Annotated in this window: 14 protein-coding genes; 9 read left to right on the forward strand and 5 right to left on the reverse strand. The window is 45.9% G+C overall.

The features are described 5' to 3' along the window. Nucleotides 1-26: 26 nt before the first annotated feature. The gene (locus GL2_RS15250; protein ID WP_143731452.1) at nucleotides 27-383 is read right to left on the reverse strand and encodes a DUF4870 domain-containing protein; all 357 of its coding nucleotides are present in this window, start codon (nucleotides 381-383) and stop codon (nucleotides 27-29) included. Between the two features lie 707 nt (nucleotides 384-1,090). Then, the gene (locus GL2_RS15255) at nucleotides 1,091-1,447 is read right to left on the reverse strand and encodes a hypothetical protein (protein ID WP_143731453.1); all 357 of its coding nucleotides are present in this window, start codon (nucleotides 1,445-1,447) and stop codon (nucleotides 1,091-1,093) included. A gap of 414 nt (nucleotides 1,448-1,861) precedes the next feature. On the opposite strand from GL2_RS15255, the gene GL2_RS15260 reads away from it, so the two are divergent. The 5 genes from GL2_RS15260 to GL2_RS15280 all read left to right on the forward strand — a co-directional run bounded on the left by GL2_RS15260 (nucleotide 1,862) and on the right by GL2_RS15280 (nucleotide 8,622). After that, nucleotides 1,862-4,153: a TonB-dependent receptor gene (locus GL2_RS15260; protein ID WP_143731454.1), complete on the forward strand. Its 2,292-nt coding sequence runs from the start codon at nucleotides 1,862-1,864 to the stop codon at nucleotides 4,151-4,153. A 299-nt stretch (nucleotides 4,154-4,452) separates the two neighbouring features. Beyond that, on the forward strand, nucleotides 4,453-4,950 hold the full coding sequence (locus GL2_RS15265) for a GNAT family N-acetyltransferase (RefSeq protein ID WP_143731455.1): 498 nt from the start codon (nucleotides 4,453-4,455) through the stop codon (nucleotides 4,948-4,950). Between the two features lie 681 nt (nucleotides 4,951-5,631). Continuing rightward, nucleotides 5,632-6,444, forward strand: coding sequence for a hypothetical protein (locus GL2_RS15270; protein ID WP_143731456.1), 813 nt, complete (start codon nucleotides 5,632-5,634; stop codon nucleotides 6,442-6,444). A 582-nt stretch (nucleotides 6,445-7,026) separates the two neighbouring features. Next, nucleotides 7,027-8,046 (forward strand): hypothetical protein, encoded by a 1,020-nt coding sequence (locus GL2_RS15275; protein ID WP_143731457.1) that lies wholly within the window; start codon nucleotides 7,027-7,029, stop codon nucleotides 8,044-8,046. Between the two features lie 117 nt (nucleotides 8,047-8,163). Next, nucleotides 8,164-8,622 carry a cupin domain-containing protein gene (locus GL2_RS15280; protein ID WP_143731458.1) on the forward strand — a complete coding sequence of 153 codons (459 nt, stop codon included), beginning with the start codon at nucleotides 8,164-8,166 and terminating at the stop codon, nucleotides 8,620-8,622. A 482-nt stretch (nucleotides 8,623-9,104) separates the two neighbouring features. Here GL2_RS15280 and pgmB read toward each other — a convergent pair whose 3' ends face one another. Together pgmB and GL2_RS15290 are read right to left on the reverse strand one after the other, a co-directional pair. Continuing rightward, the gene (pgmB, locus tag GL2_RS15285) at nucleotides 9,105-9,776 is read right to left on the reverse strand and encodes a beta-phosphoglucomutase (protein ID WP_143731459.1); all 672 of its coding nucleotides are present in this window, start codon (nucleotides 9,774-9,776) and stop codon (nucleotides 9,105-9,107) included. Next, nucleotides 9,776-12,127 (reverse strand): glycoside hydrolase family 65 protein, encoded by a 2,352-nt coding sequence (locus tag GL2_RS15290; protein WP_143731460.1) that lies wholly within the window; start codon nucleotides 12,125-12,127, stop codon nucleotides 9,776-9,778. The genes pgmB and GL2_RS15290 overlap by 1 nt, the downstream gene beginning before the upstream one ends. A gap of 432 nt (nucleotides 12,128-12,559) precedes the next feature. Between GL2_RS15290 and GL2_RS15295 the strand changes: the two genes are divergently transcribed. The 4 genes from GL2_RS15295 to GL2_RS15310 all read left to right on the forward strand — a co-directional run bounded on the left by GL2_RS15295 (nucleotide 12,560) and on the right by GL2_RS15310 (nucleotide 18,219). Continuing rightward, entirely contained in the window at nucleotides 12,560-13,822 is a 1,263-nt protein-coding gene (locus tag GL2_RS15295) for a sugar MFS transporter (protein ID WP_143731461.1), read from the forward strand. A 79-nt stretch (nucleotides 13,823-13,901) separates the two neighbouring features. After that, nucleotides 13,902-14,984: a LacI family DNA-binding transcriptional regulator gene (locus tag GL2_RS15300; RefSeq protein WP_143731462.1), complete on the forward strand. Its 1,083-nt coding sequence runs from the start codon at nucleotides 13,902-13,904 to the stop codon at nucleotides 14,982-14,984. Nucleotides 14,985-15,250: 266 nt separating this feature from the next. Further along, nucleotides 15,251-16,654 carry an MFS transporter gene (locus GL2_RS15305; protein WP_143731463.1) on the forward strand — a complete coding sequence of 468 codons (1,404 nt, stop codon included), beginning with the start codon at nucleotides 15,251-15,253 and terminating at the stop codon, nucleotides 16,652-16,654. Nucleotides 16,655-16,815: 161 nt separating this feature from the next. Next, nucleotides 16,816-18,219 (forward strand): MFS transporter, encoded by a 1,404-nt coding sequence (locus tag GL2_RS15310; RefSeq protein WP_143731464.1) that lies wholly within the window; start codon nucleotides 16,816-16,818, stop codon nucleotides 18,217-18,219. A 208-nt stretch (nucleotides 18,220-18,427) separates the two neighbouring features. Here GL2_RS15310 and GL2_RS15315 read toward each other — a convergent pair whose 3' ends face one another. After that, nucleotides 18,428-19,339, reverse strand: coding sequence for a hypothetical protein (locus GL2_RS15315; protein WP_143731465.1), 912 nt, complete (start codon nucleotides 19,337-19,339; stop codon nucleotides 18,428-18,430). Nucleotides 19,340-19,603 lie beyond the last annotated feature (264 nt).

A 19,603-nucleotide genomic window follows, 5' to 3' on the forward strand; every position in this document is an offset into this window, starting at 1 on the left:
TTTTCTAGGGTCAGTCTGTAAGGATTTTATTTGAAAAAAGGAATGCTGATTGGGTAGCGCCAGAGGGCACCCTCACTGGCCTTTATTGCGCCAATAATAATAAAAATGATGTTGATCAGTGCAAGTACGAGCAATGCTAAAATTCCGATGCCAACAACTATTAAAATAGCACTCACCACAGAGTAAATAAGTAAACTGAGCATCCAGTTGAAAATCATCTTTCCATGTCTGTCAATATCTGTGGAGTGATCCCTTGTTGTGGCCCACATAATTATTGGCAGTACAAACCCAGCACCGGGAATAATAATCCAGGCCAGCTGGCTTAGATGTAGTAGCATTAGAAAAGTGTTAAGTTCCAATCCCCAAGGCTTGTTGCTATTCATTTATTTTAGTTCCCGTAGGTATTTGTTGTAGGTCAATGTGAACCGCAGGTTGTCGGGCCCTGCCAGTCGTCAAGAGGGCGTTCTAGTATTGCAAAGCTTGCAGAAAGCGAAAATGTCTCCATCCAGTGCGGCTTGGGTATGTTATCTAAATGAACCGGAAGCCCTACGCTGTCTAGGTTAACTGCCATCTGACCGTACTGGTGGTTATAGATCTTGGGATATGTGTGTGGCACTCGAAGGTTCCTTGTGGGGCTATGGGCCCATACAGAAGATCTCCCATGTTTACGATTTGATCAACACCCAGAGTATTCAGGCCTGTAATAACAGCTCGCAAGGCATAGATATTACAGTGGATGCCAGAGTGTACAGCGATACACATAATTTCTATATGAAAGTGTCCAGCCGCATTGATTTTTTTACTGGAAGATAAAAGGTAGGGAAACTTCCAAAATCCAGGTTGATTTCCAGGGCTATTTATTATTTCAGATATACTCGCAACTATTGACACCGGTCTATATTCTTGGGTCAAATTGACAGTTAGTAATGGCTTATATCATCCATCAGGTCGAGAGCCTTGAACTGTTATAGTCAGGATCTATGGGGCTGGGCCAGCTCCTGTAAAGAACTGGCCTCACTGAAAATTTAATCTGGGGTATTTTTTTCCGCAATCATGGCCTTTTATTTCTCATTCTGGGAGTAAGAGGTCCCTAGTGGCCGTGTACCACGTTCACGGGCCCGTGATCATCACAGTGATCCCCATGAACATGGTGTAGTCGGCCATCTACCAGGTAATCAAAGTGGTCTCCATGGGGGATACGTTCATGCCCACAACTCTCTCCATGCACATGGGCCGTATGAGTGTCGGACTGGATAGGGTTGCAGGCGTCAGGGTTTTTATCACTTATTTCCAGTACATGCTCATCGTAGTGACCCTGGTGTGGGTGGTGTAGGTGGCCGTCGTGCAGATAACACACATGATCACCGTGCTGAATGGCTGCATGGCCGCAATGGGGGCCATGCTTATGGGCATGGTTGTGTGCCTGATGGCAGTGGTTACTGGCCATATGAGTTCCTCTTTTGAGATGGTATCAACGGTCTAACCAGGCTTGTGTTTAATTCTGGGCCGTATCAATCTGATTACAGAGTGCTTATTAAGAACTCTAGAGATGCCTGTGATCTCTTTCAAAGTGATTATTTGGGAATGCCATGTTTTGTCAGTTGATTCGGGTAATCTGACGGTGTTTTCTAGTTGAAGGCGAAAGTTCTGCTGGATCACTATTAGCTAGATAATGTGACTAAAACCCGTGATTTGGCCCCAAAAGCGGCTTGCAAACGATTGCAATAGCGGATTATAGTCACGCTAACGGTGTCGTCTCACAGGACAGGTTTAACTCATTAATGCAATCGATTGCAATTATGGGTCGTTCACCGCCAATACCAATAAATCAGATAAGAACGACGATGAGAGGGAAGTGTTGATGAATAAGAAACCTCTGGCGCGGGCAGTCTCCCTGGCGGCAGTATCACTGGGCTTCTGTGGTATCGCGGTTGCTCAAGAAGCTGTTTCTCCAAGTAATGATGAGGATATGCTGATTGAAGAGGTGATTACTACGGGTACCCCAGGTGGTACCGGTATGCGCAAGCTGGATGCCAGCTTCTCAATCACCACCTTAAGCGACGATGAGATAGGTAAAGCTTCCCCGTCAAGTACTGCTGATTTGCTGAAATCTATCCCTGGCCTCTGGGTCGAGAGTTCCGGTGGTGTATCTGGTGCGAATATTGATGTCCGTGGCTTTCCCGGTGGCAGTGATGCCCCCTTCGTAACAGTATCCATGAATGGCTTGCCGTTATATCCGGCACCGACACTTTCCTTTATGGAAAACTCCTCTCTGTTCCGTGTGGATGAGACTATCCAGCGCGTGGAAGGCCTGCGCGGAGGCCCAAACCCGGTATATTCCAACGGTCAGCCTGGCCTGACCACGAACTTTATCCTCAAAGAGGGTACCGAGGAGACCGAGGGCCGCTTTAAATATACTGCCTCTGACTATGACCTGCAGCGTGCGGACGCCCTGCTGACCGGTAAGCTCAGCGAAGATGTGTACTACATGATGGGCGGTTATGTCAGCTCATCCCCGGGTATCCGCGATGCCGGTTTTGATGCAGAAGAGGGGCACCAGTTTACCCTGCACCTGACCAAGGAATTAGATAACGGCAAAGCCGGTTTTTATGTACGCGATACCAAGGATACCGGAACTTGGTACCTGCCTAATGCGGCCTTTTTGTCGACTGATTACACTCAGGTGGGTCCCAGTAACCGCAAGGTTTCAGTACCCGTATCCCAGGCGGATGGCAATGGCGGCACTGAAACAAGCTGGGAAACCTTTGATATGGGGGAAGGGCGCGGCTGGGATGGTAGCGTAGCTGGCGCCTATCTGGAGCTGGATCTGGGTAATGGTTGGAGCCTTACTGAGCGCTTTGGCCTGACCAGTGGTAATGCCGACACCTTGGGCTTCGTTCCTAATGGCGCCCCGGTTTCCCTTGACTCCCTGACAGATCAAGCAGTCACTACGATATCCGGTGCGGGGCTCAGCAGCGATACCCAGGTACAGCAGTTCGGTGCTTGGGTGGTGCGCAAGGACATCGAAGCAACCACGAATGACATCAGTTTGTCCAAAGAATGGGACAGTGTAAAAGTTACTGCTGGCTATTACACTTCCAGCTGGGAGGTAAACGAATGGTGGTCCATCGGCAATCAAAAATACTATGTGCTCGACCATGATGGTGAATTGATTGGCGGTACTGCAGATGATTCTGAGCTGAGCGGAGAGCTCGCTTGTAATACTGACGTCGAAGTTTATAGCTGCGATTGGAAGTACGATGTGGATGCTGTAGGTGATGCCAGCGAGAACGCTTTTTACCTGGCCAGCGAATTTTACCTGGGTGATTTCACTTTTGACCTGGGTGTGCGCTCTGCTAACCGTGAAACCAATTACTCGGTTGATCACGGTGAGCGCAATGGAGTTTTCACCACCTATAAAGCTGATGAAGATGGATTCGCCTACACTGCGGCGGTGGACTGGGCTTTTGCGGAAAATATGGGGACTTTCTTCCGTATTAACTCCGGCTTTAAGTTTGCAGATTTTGACAACTATCGTGAGTTTGGTGACAGCTATCTGGCAGGCTCCGACCTGATTATTGATATCGATCAGTATGAACTGGGTTATAAACTACAGGATCAGGACTACTCCTTGTTTGCCACACTTTTCTATAACGAAACCCAGGGTATGCCGGACTGTATCATTGGCAGCACTACCTGTACTCGTTTGGAAACTGAGGCCTTGGGTCTTGAGCTGGACGGTAAAGCCCACTGGGGTGCCTTCACCCTGGGTTTGAATGCCACCCTGCAAAAGCCTGAGATCACCAGAGGTGAGTTCGAAGGCAATCAAGTCATGCGCCAGCCTGAATATCAGGTTCGACTGAGCCAGAACTATGATTTCACGATTAACAACATTGATATGGCGGTATTCGGTGGGGTCAGTCGTGTAGGTGATCGCTTCAATGACAGCGAAAACTCAGTGACTTTGCCTGGTTATACCAAGGTAGATCTGGGAGCCGCGGCCTACATCAATGATATTACCGTACAGCTGGCAGTAGACAATCTGACAGATGAAGATGGCATTACCGAAGGTGATCCGCGCGATCCCCTTGCTTCTAATGTCCGCCATATCCTGCCGCGCAACATCAAACTTAGTGTGGCATACGATTTTTAATCCCATACCTCTCCCAAAGGTATTCTGAGCTTTGCCGTACGGTCTCCACCGTGCGGCTTTTTTATATCCTTTTCCATCCCCCTTCGTATAATGAGAGCGGACACATAGCAAAATACCCTCTATTAAGTTTGGAATCCCAATTAATTTATGAGGGTATCAGGGGGGTGAGGAAGTTGTCCAAAAGTAGCTTTGAAACTTTAGAGTCTGCTAAAGTTAAATATTCCAAAATAGTCAAATAAGTAATAGTGCCCAAACCATTGAGCCAATACTTAAAAACTTGGTGTTAGAGCGGTTTACTTATGAATAAAGTTACATATATGAGTTTCAATAAGGTTGACTCAGAGGGTTTATTGGCGGTTCTTAATCAAGATGAACTCAGGACACATCTGGTAAAACATGCATATTTTGATGCCGCTAGCCTTGAAACATGGATGGAAGAAAAGATTACAGTAGACTCTCTCCCTGGCTGCCGTGTTCGAGCAGTCTATATAGATGACACATTAGCAGGGTGGTGCGGAATTCAGCCTGATGATAATGGTCATGAGCTGGCGATCGTTATATCTAAGAAATTTTGGGGCAATGGACCGGCTATATTTAAGGTGTTGATGAGCTGGGCCAAAGATCTGGGGCATAAAGAAATACTCTTTCACTTGCTCGATAGTAGGCCGGAATATAATGCGCTAAATAAAATAGCCACCAAGGTCCATAAGACTGAGTTGTTGGGGCGATGCTTTTCCACTTACTGTATTGCAGTGAATGGTGAGAAGAGGAATATAGGGCATCAGTTTAACGGTTAGATCTTTATGGGCTTTAGGGGATAGGTGCAATATTTCTCCTTTTGGTAATTGGAAGAAATTTATTCGAAGCATGGTTCTATTAGTGCATTATATGGAATGCTTTACGAAAAGCATTTGTTGATGGAGTTTGGGGCAGTTTTCATAATTTTCTACGTTCCTTTTTTTTGTATCGGCTACGGCAAGGACTCTTTTTTTTGATTTACCTTGTCACGTCCAATATTGGTGGGTTGCCAGGAGGTTGTTAAAAAGTTACCTGACGAAGCCAGAAGGCTGGCCTGAGGGCAGCTCTGTTTTTAAACGGTTCCTTGGCAAGTTGAAAACACCTTCGATTACCCCCTTGGTTCTAGGCTCCTAAGCTATTCTCAAAAACTCAATCTGTTGGGAAAGGTAAAGAAATATATGGAGTAAAATCAGCAAATGAAACAAGTAATTTTGTTGGTGGTGTTGCTGTAAATGATCTGGGTGATTGGCGTATGTTCAAGTCGTTATATTTATGTCAATTGTAAAGAAACTGTCGATCTGGCTGTTCGGTATTAAGCGGATATAGGTCAATTATATGTTCTGCGCATAGATCAACATTTAAAGGGGGTAGGGGGTAAAACATATCATTTGCACTATTCAGCTCTCTGTGAATTGGCTCTTTTCTTCTGCTAGTCTTTAGCTTCATGATACCCATTCCTGATGGCGCTGCTATGCTTATTGTTTTTGAATCTGGAGTTGATTAAAGTGACTTCGAAATGTTTTCACAGAATAGGTATCGTCGCAGCTTTTGTATTTATGGTTGCGGCCCAAGCGGTGGCTGCAACAGGAGAGGAAAATAAACAGAAAGCGAGAGCTTTAATTCAGCGGCTTGAACAAGAGTACCTCAGCAGTGAGGTTCCCACTATTGTTCAGAAGCTTCAGAAAAATATATTGCCAATATCAGTACTTCAGGCATTTGCGCTCGAGCAAAACTTGATCATTCCATCTGATCTTCGCAATAATGCTCTATCCTTGCATCGATTCGGAGGTTCACCTAGAAAAAGTACTCGGCAGTTCTTTACTCGCCTAGTCACCGGTGAGGTGAAAGCCGGTGAGCAGTTGCCAGCTTTTATTCAGGCGCTAAATATTACGCCCAGTCAAATTGACCTGTATCAACCACTAGCGGGGGCGCAGGCATACCCGGCTTATACGACATGGCTGGCAAACTATGCTTCATCATCTGAAATTGCTGCAGCGTTACTGATCAATTTTCAAAGCTTTGGCCAAAGTATTGGCCATATGGCACAGGCGCTTAAAAAGCATAAGGGAATGTCGGATAGTCAGATAGAATTCCTATTAACTTTCAGTAAGTTACCTTCTGGTTTTAGAGGGCAAGCCATAGATATAATTTCTGAAGGTTTAGCTTCTGGTGTGCGTGAGTCGGATATTGAAACTCGCGTAAGGCTTATACAATCCTATGAAAGAGATTTCTGGCGAGCACTTAATGATGTAAGTAAAGCTGCTAAAACCTGAATTAATTGATTTCTCTGGCTGTACAGCAAGATATGCCACATGGTTTAAATGAAAGGTGAGGTAGCCTTATTTCGGGGTGTGTTCCCTTTGAAATATTAATTAATGAAAGATCCTATTGATTTTAATAAGTTGTATGATGGTAGATGCTGTGTACAATATTGGTCGTTTTGTAAATTTCGTACATAAAGATCGTGCTACTTATGTTTGAGGTGCAGTAGTGTTACTTTGAAAGCCGGCAATAAAACCTTTCTTTTTGCTACACACGATTGGTTTCATTACTATGTCTACCGATAGTTTTCATCGGCAAGCAACTCGATAAAAATCGAATATAGGCTTTTAGTGGGGGAGTAGTGTGTGGGCACTATAGCAAATCTTGATTGATTGGTAATACGTCTAAGCATGCTTGCCTTTAGTCGTGGTATATGTGGCAGCTTGATTGTGGGCTCAATACTGGCTTTTAATGAAATGAGTGGTGCATGAGGTGTGGCTGAGTAAAACCTGATTCTATAAAACTTTCTGTGAAGTTCTTTGTCATACCGCTTGTAAAGTCATAATCAAATAAAGAGGTTTGGTGTTTTCGCAATGATTAAAACCCTATTGCTGGCATTAGCTCTCTACTTTACCATCCTATCAGTTGCTGCAGATGATGTTAAGCAGGCTGAGGCTGAGGCTGAGGCTGAGGCTGAGGCTGAGGTTGGTAGTTGGGGGAAGGTTGTATTTAGAAGTGATCCCTTATTGAATTTGCACCTATTTTTGTATGAAATGGCGAGAGATGAAAATGCTTTGAAGGAGTTTAGGGATAGCGAAAGCATTAGCTCCGAAGATCTTTCGTATTTTGAAAAGGCTATTGAAGAGTATCGTGAATTAGGTGCTGAGAGAAATATCCATATCGTTAGATCTGATTCTGAAGTGGCTGAGTTAACCGGGGTGTTGTTGAATAGACAGAATATTGATATCGAGATTTCAAAAGATAGTTTGTATCGGCATGTAGTAAATGTTGCTCCTATCTATAAGCGGAACTTATGGGAAACGCATTCGGCTAAAAACCTTGAATGGCTTCGCGGGCTGCAGGTAAAACTGGATAAGTATGGCGGAGAAATTTCACAAGAGCTTGAGCAACTGTTTTCAGTAAATCTGGTGGATGGTGTTCATACAGTAAATATTACCTATAAGCCAGGTTTGCGCCAAGGTGCAACGACTTCAGGGCGAAGCTTTCAAACTATTATCAATAGCTCTTATCCAGAGTACAGTGGCTGGTTTGCTTTGGAGATGTTTTTCCATGAGTTGTCACATGTAAATAGCGTTAGCAGAAAAAGTAGACTTCAGAAGTTGATTGGTAGTGAGTTTGATAAATATAGCTTGGAGCAGCATAAAAAAATATGGCACCCTATTCATTTTTACACGGTGGGTGAAGTTGTTAAGAGGGCGATATCAAAGGAAGAGCCTAAGTTTGTCGCTTACGCAAAAGCAAATGGCTTATACGTTGGTCATTGGGACTATAAAGTTATTCTTGATAGGTATTGGATGCCATATTTGGATGGTTTGGTTTCTATGGAGCAAGCTATAGAAAATATTGCAAAAGAACTATCGGAAAAAGGTTAAACAAACTGTACGCTTAGTCTTTGTGGATTTGTAAATTTTGTAAATTTTGTAAGTTTTTTGCTCTGTAATTTTGCATGTTGGGTGATCTACTTAATTTTTGCTAATAAGGGAGTGTTAATGCAACCTGTTAATCTCAAAGAGCACCCTGAAGGTGGGAGATTTCTAGAGGTCTTCAGATCAAATGCCATAGTCAAAACTGAACAAGGACAAAGTCGATCCGCTCTCACCCATATCTACTTTTCGTTATATGGGGGAGAAGTTAGTCGTTTTCATAAGGTGCAGTCGGATGAGGTTTGGAGCCTGTATCAGGGGGCTGGATTATACCTCTATACCTGGAATGAACTAGAAGATATTGTCAGCAGAGTTGAGGTTTCCGCCCAAAGGAATACCTTCTGCCACGTTGTTCCCGCTGGCGTTTGGCAAGCAGCGGAACCTATTGGCGAATCGGTGTTGGTAGGTTGTTCAGTTGGCCCGGGTTTTGATTTTGCAGATTTTGAACTTATTCATTCGCAGCCGAGTTTAATCAGTAAGCTTCATTCTATAGACTCCAGGTTATTAAAGTTTACTGAATCCTGATGTATTTTTGAGCTTGCATAGCAGGGGGAATGGGTGAGTATTTATGATATGTTAGTTAATATACTTCTTACATTAGCTTATGGCTGGTCGTTGATTTGGGTTTTTCTTGCTTGGGGAATGGGAATAGCTAATTTTGCAAAAGAGCATGGCAGGCTTCTAGGGTGGCTAGGATATGCCTTTTGGTGTTTTTTGATTTTCTTTCATCTTTTTTCGATATACGCGCTTTGGGTAGGTCTTTATTCGGTCCTTTGGTTAGTGGCACTTCTGCTTACATCTCATTTTCTCTTTGGGCTCATATTTGGACGAAATCTTAGTGCTCGTTAGATTATAAATTAAGCTATGGCGAGAGTTTTTTCTGCAGAAAGTTATTTAATCATCCTTGGTTCTTAGATTCCTTATGTGGAGCTAAAGATGAAGAAAAGCTGAATAAAGAGGCGGTCTACCCGCTATTCAGCTTTTACCCCACCATTAATTCCATTGATTTAATTTATTGTAGCTGCCCTAATTGCAGACAAAAAGAAATCTCTAGGCTCGAATTCTTCCAAGCTGCAGACAATATAATCGGCTTCTCTCAGTGAATCTTCATTGCCTACGCCAACAGCGGTCATACCATTGGCTGCTTTGATTGCTGTAACCCCCGCTGTGGCGTCTTCAAAGGCAACACAGAGTTCAGGTTCAACTTGTAGGTCCTGTGCAGCCGCAAGGAAAATATCTGGTGAAGGTTTAGGGGCTGACTGCTCTGGGTCTGCAATACTTGAGAAGTAGTGGGCTATCCCCAAGGCTTGCAAAACAGCTGGCGCGTTTTTACTCGCAGAGGCCAGGGCAATAGGGATTTTTCTCTCGTGCAACCAAGCGAGTAGCTCGCCGGCGCCCGGCAACAGATCCTTTGGGGATAGACTGCGAATCAATTCCTGGTAACGACTATTTTTACGTGCGGCGAGAGCGAACTTTCCTTCCTCGCTGAAATTGGAATTCTCATCGCCGAGAATGACATTCAGGGAAGCCATTCTTTCCAGACCTTTGAGTTTTTCTTCAGTGTCATCAGCCCAGGGACGTTGTAGAGCTTCAGCGAGTTGTCGCCAGGCCTGTAGGTGTAACCGGGCTGTATCTGCTATTACGCCATCCAGATCAAAAATTGCTGCACGATAGATCATCAAGATACCTCCTCCATCAGTGCCATTTGGAATGTTTGCCCCTGGCCTGGTGTGCTTAGCAATACGACGTGTTCGCCATGATGCAGGGAAATTGGTTCTCCGCTTACTAGGGTGTAGCTCGCCTTGGAACGGTCGATATCCAGGGCAAGGGTGCGTCCGCGGAATTGCAGACGGAAACGATAGCCATCCATACCCTCGGGTACGTAGGGGTTGAAGTTCAGTTCGTTACCATGCAGACGCATACCAGCAAAGCCTTGAACCATACACATCCAGGTTCCGCCCATGCAGGCGGTATGAATACCGTGCTGGGTGTTGTTGTGATGGTTGTCCAGGTCCATACGTGCTACCTGCTGGAAATATCGAAGTGCTTTGTCCGGGTAGCCGACTTCACTGGCGATAATGCTGTGAATACAAGCGGACAGGGTTGAATCGTGCGTAGTGAGTGGTTCGTAAAAATCAAAGTCGCGGCGTTTTTGTGCTGCCGAGAATTCAGAACTTTGTAAAAGTAATCCCAGTACAACATCCGCTTGTTTACATACTTGATGTCGGTAAATAACCAGCGGGTGGTAGTGTAGTAATAACGGGTATTTTTCTTCGGGTGTTTCGGCAAAACCCCATACGGGTTTATCCAGAAAGCCGTCGTCCTGCGGATGAATTCCCAAGGATTGATCGTAGGGAAGGTACATCGTTTCGGCTGCTCGCGCCCAACTTGCAGGTTCTTCTGGAGCCAGCTGAATACGTTTGGACAAGATTCGACATGCTTCGGGGTCGAAGGACTGTAGCCACTGGAAGACCTCTGCTGCATATTCGAGGTGTGCTCGGGCCATCAAGTTGGTGTAGAAGTTGTTATCTACCAATGCGGTATATTCGTCTGGTCCGGTGACCTCATTGATGCAGAATTGATTGTTGCGTCGTGGATTGAAGTGGCCTATTTCCATCCACATACGTGCACCTTCAATGACGACTTCCGCACCTTTGTCTCGCAGGAATTCGGTATCACCGGTTACCCGGCTATAGTGGCGTACTGCATAGGCGATATCCGCGTTGATATGATATTGGGCGGTTCCGGCAGGGTAATAGGCTGAACACTCTTCGCCACCGATGGTGCGCCAGGGGAAGAGGGCACCTTTGTGAATGGCTAATTCCCGCGCACGGCTGCGAGCAGCATCCAGGATTGAGTGGCGGTATTCCAAAAGTCCTCTTGCCAGCTGCGGTTGGGTGTAGAGGAAAAATGGCAACACGTAGATTTCTGTATCCCAGAAATAGTGGCCATCGTAGCCGTCTCCCGAGAGACCTTTGGCAGCGATATTGGTGCGCCCATCCCGCCCCAAGGACTGAAATAGGTGAAACAGGTTAAAGCGAATACCCTGTTGCAGGGCATCGTTACCATCAACCTGAATATCAGACTCCTCCCAAAACTTTTGCATTTCAACACGTTGGGATTCCGCATGTTCCGTATAACTTCTGCTTGCGCAGCGCTGCAAGTAGCTGCGCAGTTGTGACGCCTCAATAGGGGCCGCATTTTGCTCGGCGAAATAGGCTACATATTTGGTGAGGCGAATGGGGGTATTACGGCGTGCGTCAAAGCGGTATTCCGTTGAAACACAATCCTCACTGTGGAGGTTGGCCGAACTGTATTCGACGTTACTTTCACAGTGGTGCAGTGCTGCACTGCTGACGTAGAAGCTACTGCTTTTAACTGATAACGGCAGGGCCAGGTAGTCGCCATCGGCAGTATTTTCCAGCCACTCTATGTCTCCCTGATCAATAGGGGACGCCAAGCGAGGGTCGTCGCTACGATCGGCCTGGGCCAGGTCGCCATCCAGGCAGGATTGCAGGCGTACTTCGCCATCAAAATCCAGGGGGGTAATTTCCAGCTTGAGGACAAATAAGTGCTTTTCACTCAGTGAAACGATTCGTTGCACTATCAGTTCAATGGTCTTGCCATGTGGAGAACGCCAGGTCAGTTTGCGTTGGGTGATACCGGCAGACATATCCAGGTGGCGTTCATAATTAATCAGCTCACCCTCCGCAATGCTGAAGCGCTCACCATCAATCCATATGTGAATCGACTTGCCGTCTGGTACCGTCAGCATGCGCTGGTTATTGCGGGCATAACCGTAGGCAGATTCGCCGTAGCTGATGGGTTCGCTGGCATAGACGCCGTTAAGGTAGCAGCCATCGGAGAATGGCTCGGGATCGTAGCCTTCTTCGAAGGCGCCCCGCAGACCGATATAGCCATTACCGAGGGAGAAGAGGGTGGCGTTGAGACAGTACTCCCCTGGTTGGAAGCTTTTTTCCACCAGGCTCCACGGGCGAATCTCATGTTTGACTTGTTGTTCTTGCTTCATACCACATACACAGAATCGGATATTTAGGTTCCACCCCAAGCTGTTGCATACCTTGGGCAGGCGGGTTTCAGTCTATCTTCAATTGATACAGTATTGCAATCGATTGCAATTCAGTTCTGAATAAGCCCAAAGATACCTGTGATCACTGAAATCTCAATGTATATCAATAATTAAATAGTTGATTTATATAGAAAAAATGATTTATGGATAATTTTCTCTGAGCGACTTTATGACTGAAAGCCACGCGGCAGTTCCGTTAAATATTACCCACCTAGTGCAATCGTTTGCATTGTCTTTGGGCTCTGGGCCATACTGAGCTCTCAGGCAATGATGACTCAGATTTCATTAGCCTCACAATAATCGATTGAAAAATGTACAATAACAGGCTGGTACGGCGTAGCGCCTGAGCCATAGACCGATGAAGAATTTGTTATGAATAATCAGCGCATACTGCTTTCCCTATTCGCCATCTACTTTGTATTCGCCATCCTGCTAAACAGCGTGGGGACTGTAATTCTGCAGGTGATCAACACCTACGGTGTGAGTAAGTCCGCTGCCAGTGTGCTTGAGGGATTTAAAGATATCCCTATAGGCATTGTCTCGTTCCTGGTGGCCTCACAGTTACCACGTCTGGGGTTTAAAAAGGCCATGTTGACGGGACTTGCCATTGTTTCCGTGGCCTGTATCGCCATGCCTCTTTTACCTGGTTTCTGGACGGCCAAACTCCTCTTTCTCTCTGTTGGGGTTGCCTTTGCTCTGGTTAAAGTTGCTGTGTATTCCACAGTTGGATTGCTTGCCCGAGACCGCAAAGAGCATGCAAGCCTGCTAAATACCCTCGAAGGGGTTTTCATGGTGGGTGTACTGGGAGGGTATTGGTTATTCAGCGCGTTTATAGACTCGGCTAATCCGAGTTCTACTGCGTGGCTAAGTGTTTATTGGGTATTGTCTGGTATCTGCATCATTGCTTTTATCTTGCTGTGGAGCACTGAAATGAATGAGGCCGGAACTCGTATTGAGGGGGCAAGCCCTCGGCAGGAGTTCATGGCGATGATAAAGCTGATGGCCAAGCCACTGGTTTATGTCTATGTGATTTCCGTGTTTATCTATGTATTGATCGAGCAGGGCATTGGCAGCTGGTTACCCACGTTCAATAATGAAATCCTTAAGCTGCCAGCAGCGATGAGTGTGCAGGCGGCTAGTATCTTCGCCGCGGGACTCGCGATTGGGCGACTCAGCGCGGGAGCAATCATGCGGCGTCTACACTGGTATCCGGTTCTGAATGTCTGTCTGATAGCCATGGCGGTGCTGGTGGTGTTGACCTTGCCGCTGTCGAGTAATATACAGGCTAACCCGGATATCAATTGGCTCAATGCACCGATAGCGGCTTTCATCTTGCCTCTGATTGGCCTGTTTATGGCTCCGGTATACCCGGCGATCAACTCGGTGATGTTGAGCTCACTGCCCAAGCACCAGCACTCGGCAATGACAGGGCTGCTGGTGATCTTCTCCGCCCTGGGTGGTACCACTGGCTCACTGATCACCGGAACTGTATTTGAGGTTTTTAATGGCCAGGTAGCTTTCTATCTGTCACTGGTTCCTATTTCGGTGATACTTGTAAGCCTGTACTTCTTCCGGCGCACAGTGGAGCGGGAAGTACCTGAAGAGCCGGAAGTGTCCTCTAGCCTGGCTAGTTGATCGAATTTTGTCCTGATTTTACAAATATTTACCACCCCCCTAAGATGGCGTATTTCCCGTGAACAAGGTGAAGTACGTCATGCCTAAGGATTCCTCCTCTCCCGTATCCATGTCTGATATTGCACGCTTGGCGGGAGTTTCAGAATCCACAGTTTCCCGCGCGCTGAACAATAATCCGCTGATCAACGAAAAGACTCGCGAGCGAATCCAGCAAATCGCGCGCAGTATGAATTACAAGGTCAATGAAAGCGCGCGCAATCTGCGCTTGAAGCGTAGCCATACCATTTCTGTTGTTATCAATACCGGTTGCGCTGGTGGCCAGACATTTTCAGATCCCTTTATGCTGGACATGATCGGCGCCATCGCCGATCGACTGGCCCAGTACAAGTACGACTTGCTGTTCTCCAATAGCATTGCCAGCAGTGATGACTGGCACTCTTACCTGATGGGGTCACGACGAGCTGATGGCGTTATCGTGATTGGACAGGGTGTAGATGACAGCCCACTGCGCGAGCTTCAGAAGCAGGGAGACCCGTTGGTGGTTTGGGGGGGTACGACCAAGCCGGGCTCGGATTACTGCATTGTGAGTAGCGATAATCAACTAGGTGGGCGCCAGGCAACCGAACATTTACTGAGCTTGGGGCGCAGTAAAATTATCTTCCTGGGCGATACTGCGCACCCGGAAATCTATGGGCGCTACGAAGGTTATAGTTCGGCTCTGGCAGAAGCCGGGCTAAGTGAGAATGAGCGGCAGATTGAGGTATCTTTTTCCAGCGAGAGTGGTTACCAGGCGATCACTGATCTGATTGGTCGCGAGGGACTGATATTTGATGGTGTGTTTGCGGCCAGTGACAGTATCGCCATGGGTGCGATCAAGGCTTTACAGGCGCTCGGTCATAAAGTACCAGAGGATGTAGCCGTTGTCGGTTTTGATGATATTCCTATTGCGCCTTTCTATACGCCGCCCCTGACCACGGTACGCCAGAATATCCATCGTGCGGGAGAGTTGATGGTAGAGAAAATGATGCAGCTTGTGGGGGATAAAACTGCTGAACCGGAAGTGCTGCCCACAGAGCTGGTAGTGCGGGCGTCCTGTGGGGCCAACCCAGAGTATCAGCCGGTTCAGGAATTCTTCCAGGGTTCACGGCAGAAAAGAGAATGACGTAACAGTAGAGCCCATCTGGGCTCGTTTTTGCCGTTGTTCCACCTGAAGTGATTAAATCAAATCTCTGCGATCTTTTCTGAGCCTTTATACGCCCACGCCTTTTGATCATATCTTGCTAATGAGTAACCTGGATCCCTGATGTGGGAAAAGGGCTTTTTGGCATGTCTAGCTACCCTGTATCGTGTGATTGTTGGAGCCCATGAGCCAAACTGACAGGACAATTTTATTGCGCTCTTTTTTGCCTGGCGCTTGGACTGGGGTACATGGCGGAAGCACCAACTCCTCTCACTAAAACGCAGATATTAGGGCTGACAGCCCTCAGTTTTGCGGTATTTTTAATCGCGAATGATATCACCGCTTTTGCTGTGGCAATTCCAGCAATGGAGAGGGACTTTCACTCTGATATCACCACTGCACAGTGGGTGATGAACGGTTACACACTGGTATTTGGTGTTTTGATTATCACTGGTGGGCGCTTGGCCGATATGTTTGGGCGTCGCCGAATTTTCTTTCTTGGCTCAATAATATTTGTTTGTTTCTCCCTGTTGGGCGGGCTTGCGCTCGATATGTGGATGTTACTGATATGTCGTGCGCTGATGGGAATTGGTGGGGCGCTGATGTGGCCTGCGATACTTGGGATGATCTATGGCTTGATGCCTGAGGATCGATCCGGTCTGGCAGGTGGACTCATTATGGCAGTATGTGGAGTATCCAACTCCATTGGTCCAATGTTGGGTGGAACCCTGACGGACCTACTCAGCTGGCGCTGGATATTTTTTATCAATATTCCAATTGCCATCTTGGTCTGTTTCATGATCTGGAAGGTAGTTGCCGATGATAGTGCGGAAAAAGTTGAGGAAAAAATTGATTATGTGGGGGTTACAACACTATCTATCTCTCTCTTCGGGTTGCTTGTAGCCCTGGACTTTGTTGTTGATCTTGGCTTTAAAAACCCCTTGATTATCTCCTTAGTGTCGTTATTCCTGTTTTTTATGGGGATTTTTATTATAGCCGAGAGACGAGTTGGGAAATTTGCCCTGATACCACCTGATGTAGCCGGAAATCGAAAGTTCTTTGCCGCAGGCATCACAACGTTGTTGCTTTCGGCCATCTTTTTTTCCGCACTGCTTTATATACCCCAGTTCTTATCCAAGGTGCATGGGTATTCGGCAATGGTTTCCGGAATGGGGTTGCTGCCTATGATGATTACCCAGGGTATAGTTTCCTATATTTCCGGTAGTCTGTATGAAAAGCTAGGTGCGAAATTAATAGTTTCCGTTGGTACTGTATTTCTTTGCGTCGGTATGTTTATGCTGTCTCATCTGAATAAAGAGACTACATTTAGCCAGATAATACCTGGGCTGATTGTTCTGGGTACTGGAGTAGGACTTTTCTATTCAACCATAACGACTGCGGCCATTACCGTTGTGGACCCCTCCCGGGCCAGTTTGGCCGGCGCGATTCTCTATATGTTCCAAATTGCCGGAGGAGCGCTGGGGCTTGGTATGAATACCACAATTGTTGCCATGGCTCCGGATATTTCGACCGGAATAGATCGGGCTTTCACAGTAAATGCCTATCTTGCGCTAGCTGGACTGGCTGTAAGTATCCTGTTTGTCAGTGGTAAGTCTGCACAAGTGACGATTGAAGAAGAGGATATACTGTAGATTCCCTGATCCTTGTGCAATACAGGAGATCAGTTACTTGAATGAACATGTTTCTTGGGGTATGGATGGGAATACATATGGGAAACTTGTAAGGTAATTGATTTGTTGGCTCAACCGTTCCTGGAAACACCACAAAATAATTCAAGTAAATCGGAAATAAGATGGCGGAAACTAGGACTCCTCTGACAAAAATCCAATTTCTTGGGCTGACCGCCCTTAGCCTTTCAGTTTTTCTTATAGGAAATGATTTCACTGCTTTTTCTGTAGCTATCCCCGCTATGGAGAAGGAATTCAATTCAGATATCACTACGACTCAGTGGGTAATCAATGGCTATACACTTGTTTTTGGAGTCCTAATTGTCTCTGGGGGGCGCCTAGCCGATATGTTTGGGCGACGAAAAATATTTTTTATTGGCACGGCAATATTTGTATTTTTTTCCTTGCTAGGTGGGATTGCAGTTGATATGTGGATGCTGTTGATTTCTCGAGCACTGATGGGTATTGGCGGAGCACTAATGTGGCCGGCGATCCTGGGAATGATTTATGGTCTTATGCCCAAAGACCGCTCAGGCCTTGCGGGTGGTTTAATAATGGCAGTGGCCGGCGTATCCAATGCGATTGGCCCCATGTTAGGGGGCACCTTGACAGATCTGCTAAGCTGGCGTTGGATTTTCTTTATTAATATTCCGATTGCAATATTGACTTGTTTTGTTTGCTGGAAGGTAGTTGCCGATGATGGCCCCGAAGGTACCGAAGATAGGATTGACTATGCTGGGGTAACCACATTATCGATATCTCTGTTTGGATTATTAATCGCTTTGGATCTAGTGGTAGATTTTGGATTTAAGAGCCCTGTCATTATCTGTCTGATGGCAATATTTTTTGTGTTTCTAGGGCTGTTTATTATTGTTGAACGCCGCGCGGGAAAGGATGCTCTGATACCCCAAGATGTATCCAGTAATCAAAAGTTCTTTGCCGCGGGTATTGCCACACTATTACTCTCCGTGGTCTTCTTTTCTGCATTACTGTACGTCCCGCAGTTCTTAACCAAGGTTCTTGGCTACTCTGCAATGGAAGCGGGAATGGGACTCCTGCCTATGATGGTTGTATTTGGTTTGGTATCTTATGTGTCTGGAAGCTTATATGAGCGATTGGGCGCCAAGGTGATTGTATCCGCCGGCACCATTTGTATGTGTGTCGGTATGTTTATGTTGTCACACCTGCAAAAAAATACGCCTTTTACTGATCTCGTTCCAGGCCTGATAATTCTTGGCACCGGAATCGGACTCTTCTATTCAACAATCACTACAGCAGCCATCACTGTTGTTGAGTCATCCCGTTCTAGCTTGGCCGGCGCCATTTTGTATATGTTCCAGATTGCTGGCGGTGCTCTGGGGCTGGGTATGAATACTACTATTGTTGCTATGGCGCCAGATCTGCCAACTGGCATAGATAGGGCCTTTACAGTGAACGCTTACCTGGCTCTGGCGGGGTTGGTTGTTTGTATTTTATTTGTGAGTGGTAAAACCCTTGAGGTAGAAATAGAGGAAGAGGGTATACTTTAAAAATAGTACAACACTTTTGGAATATTCTAATGATATAAATTTTTTATCAGTGATACTGAAGCGGAAATATTTATTAATATGGGTATATTAAAATAAATTAATAAGGTTTCATAGGTCCAGCAAAATCATTAACCAATAATTTGGTGGTCAGTACGATACCACCCGCGATACGGGTGGCTCATCAAGATGATTATATTATCAATAAAAGCTAATCTTTATTCAGATAGATGTAAAGCAGATAATCATGGTACTCTTCATCAGATAATTCGACATCTTCCTTTAGCTTCTTCATCAGTGCAATTTGTGCAGGATTATCAAAAGTTAAAGGTGTTTTAATTGTACTTTTGGGTCTTTGTTTGATTCTTCCGTCGGGGCCTGATCGATAGTACCAGTTATTGGTGATTGCGACTTTTCTATCGTCATTCCCTTCAACAACTCTTGATGTTATACCTTCATGGTAGGTAATCATTCTCCCATCCCTCCCCCAAGTAGTTTTCCATGGTGAGAGAGGTGGAATGGCTATCAGCCTTTTATCGAAAGCGTGGTCTGTCAACCAGCCAGCTGGGTATGCAATCAACCTAGAGTCACCTCCCTGATCGGATTCCCAGCCTGGAGGTACCACAATCTTGCGGTTGTCACTTCCTGCTTTGATATTTTTGCCCCACAGACTGTTACCGTTTTCATCAACATCCCAGTCCCTTGGGATTGCCACACCGCGTCCATCTCCCCCTTCAAAGTACCTCCATTTACTATAGGGATAGGCAATTACCCTTCCATCATCTCCTTCCTGTGTGTAAAAACTACTGGGGTATGCAACTATTCGACCATCAGAGCCCTCGCGGTGTTTCCACCCATGGGGGAAGGTGATCCAACGGCCATCATTCCCTTTAGCAATTCGCCAATCTGCAGGGTAGTGCAGAACACGTTCATCCCAGTCATCTTGATGGTCATTATCCAATGTTTTCCAAAACGGAACATCTTCAGTGTTGACATTCACACCTAGATGAGCTGGTGCTGGAACTACAGTTTCAAAAACGGACTGGGCTACTGCTGTAGTAGTAAAATGGAAGGAGAGTAGTATGGGGAAAAGAGTTTTTCCCCACAGGTATTTAATATTCATAAAATTGTAATTCTAACCGTAAATTTTAAGTATTTTATATGTGTAGATTTTGCCAGTAGGTAAGGTATCTCACGAGTCTATAAATTGATTGCGTCTGTTTTTTTAACCTCTCCTATTTATAATATTTAAGTGTGAATTTTTTCATTAATCTTACACATGAAAATTTATCCCGCAATAAAACATAAGGCATTTGCGCCTATTGCGAAGAAAACAGAAAAATAACATTTAATTGAGTTTAAAATTATTGATTTTTTGTTTTGTCAT

This window comes from Microbulbifer sp. GL-2 (assembly GCF_007183175.1).
Classification (GTDB): domain Bacteria; phylum Pseudomonadota; class Gammaproteobacteria; order Pseudomonadales; family Cellvibrionaceae; genus Microbulbifer.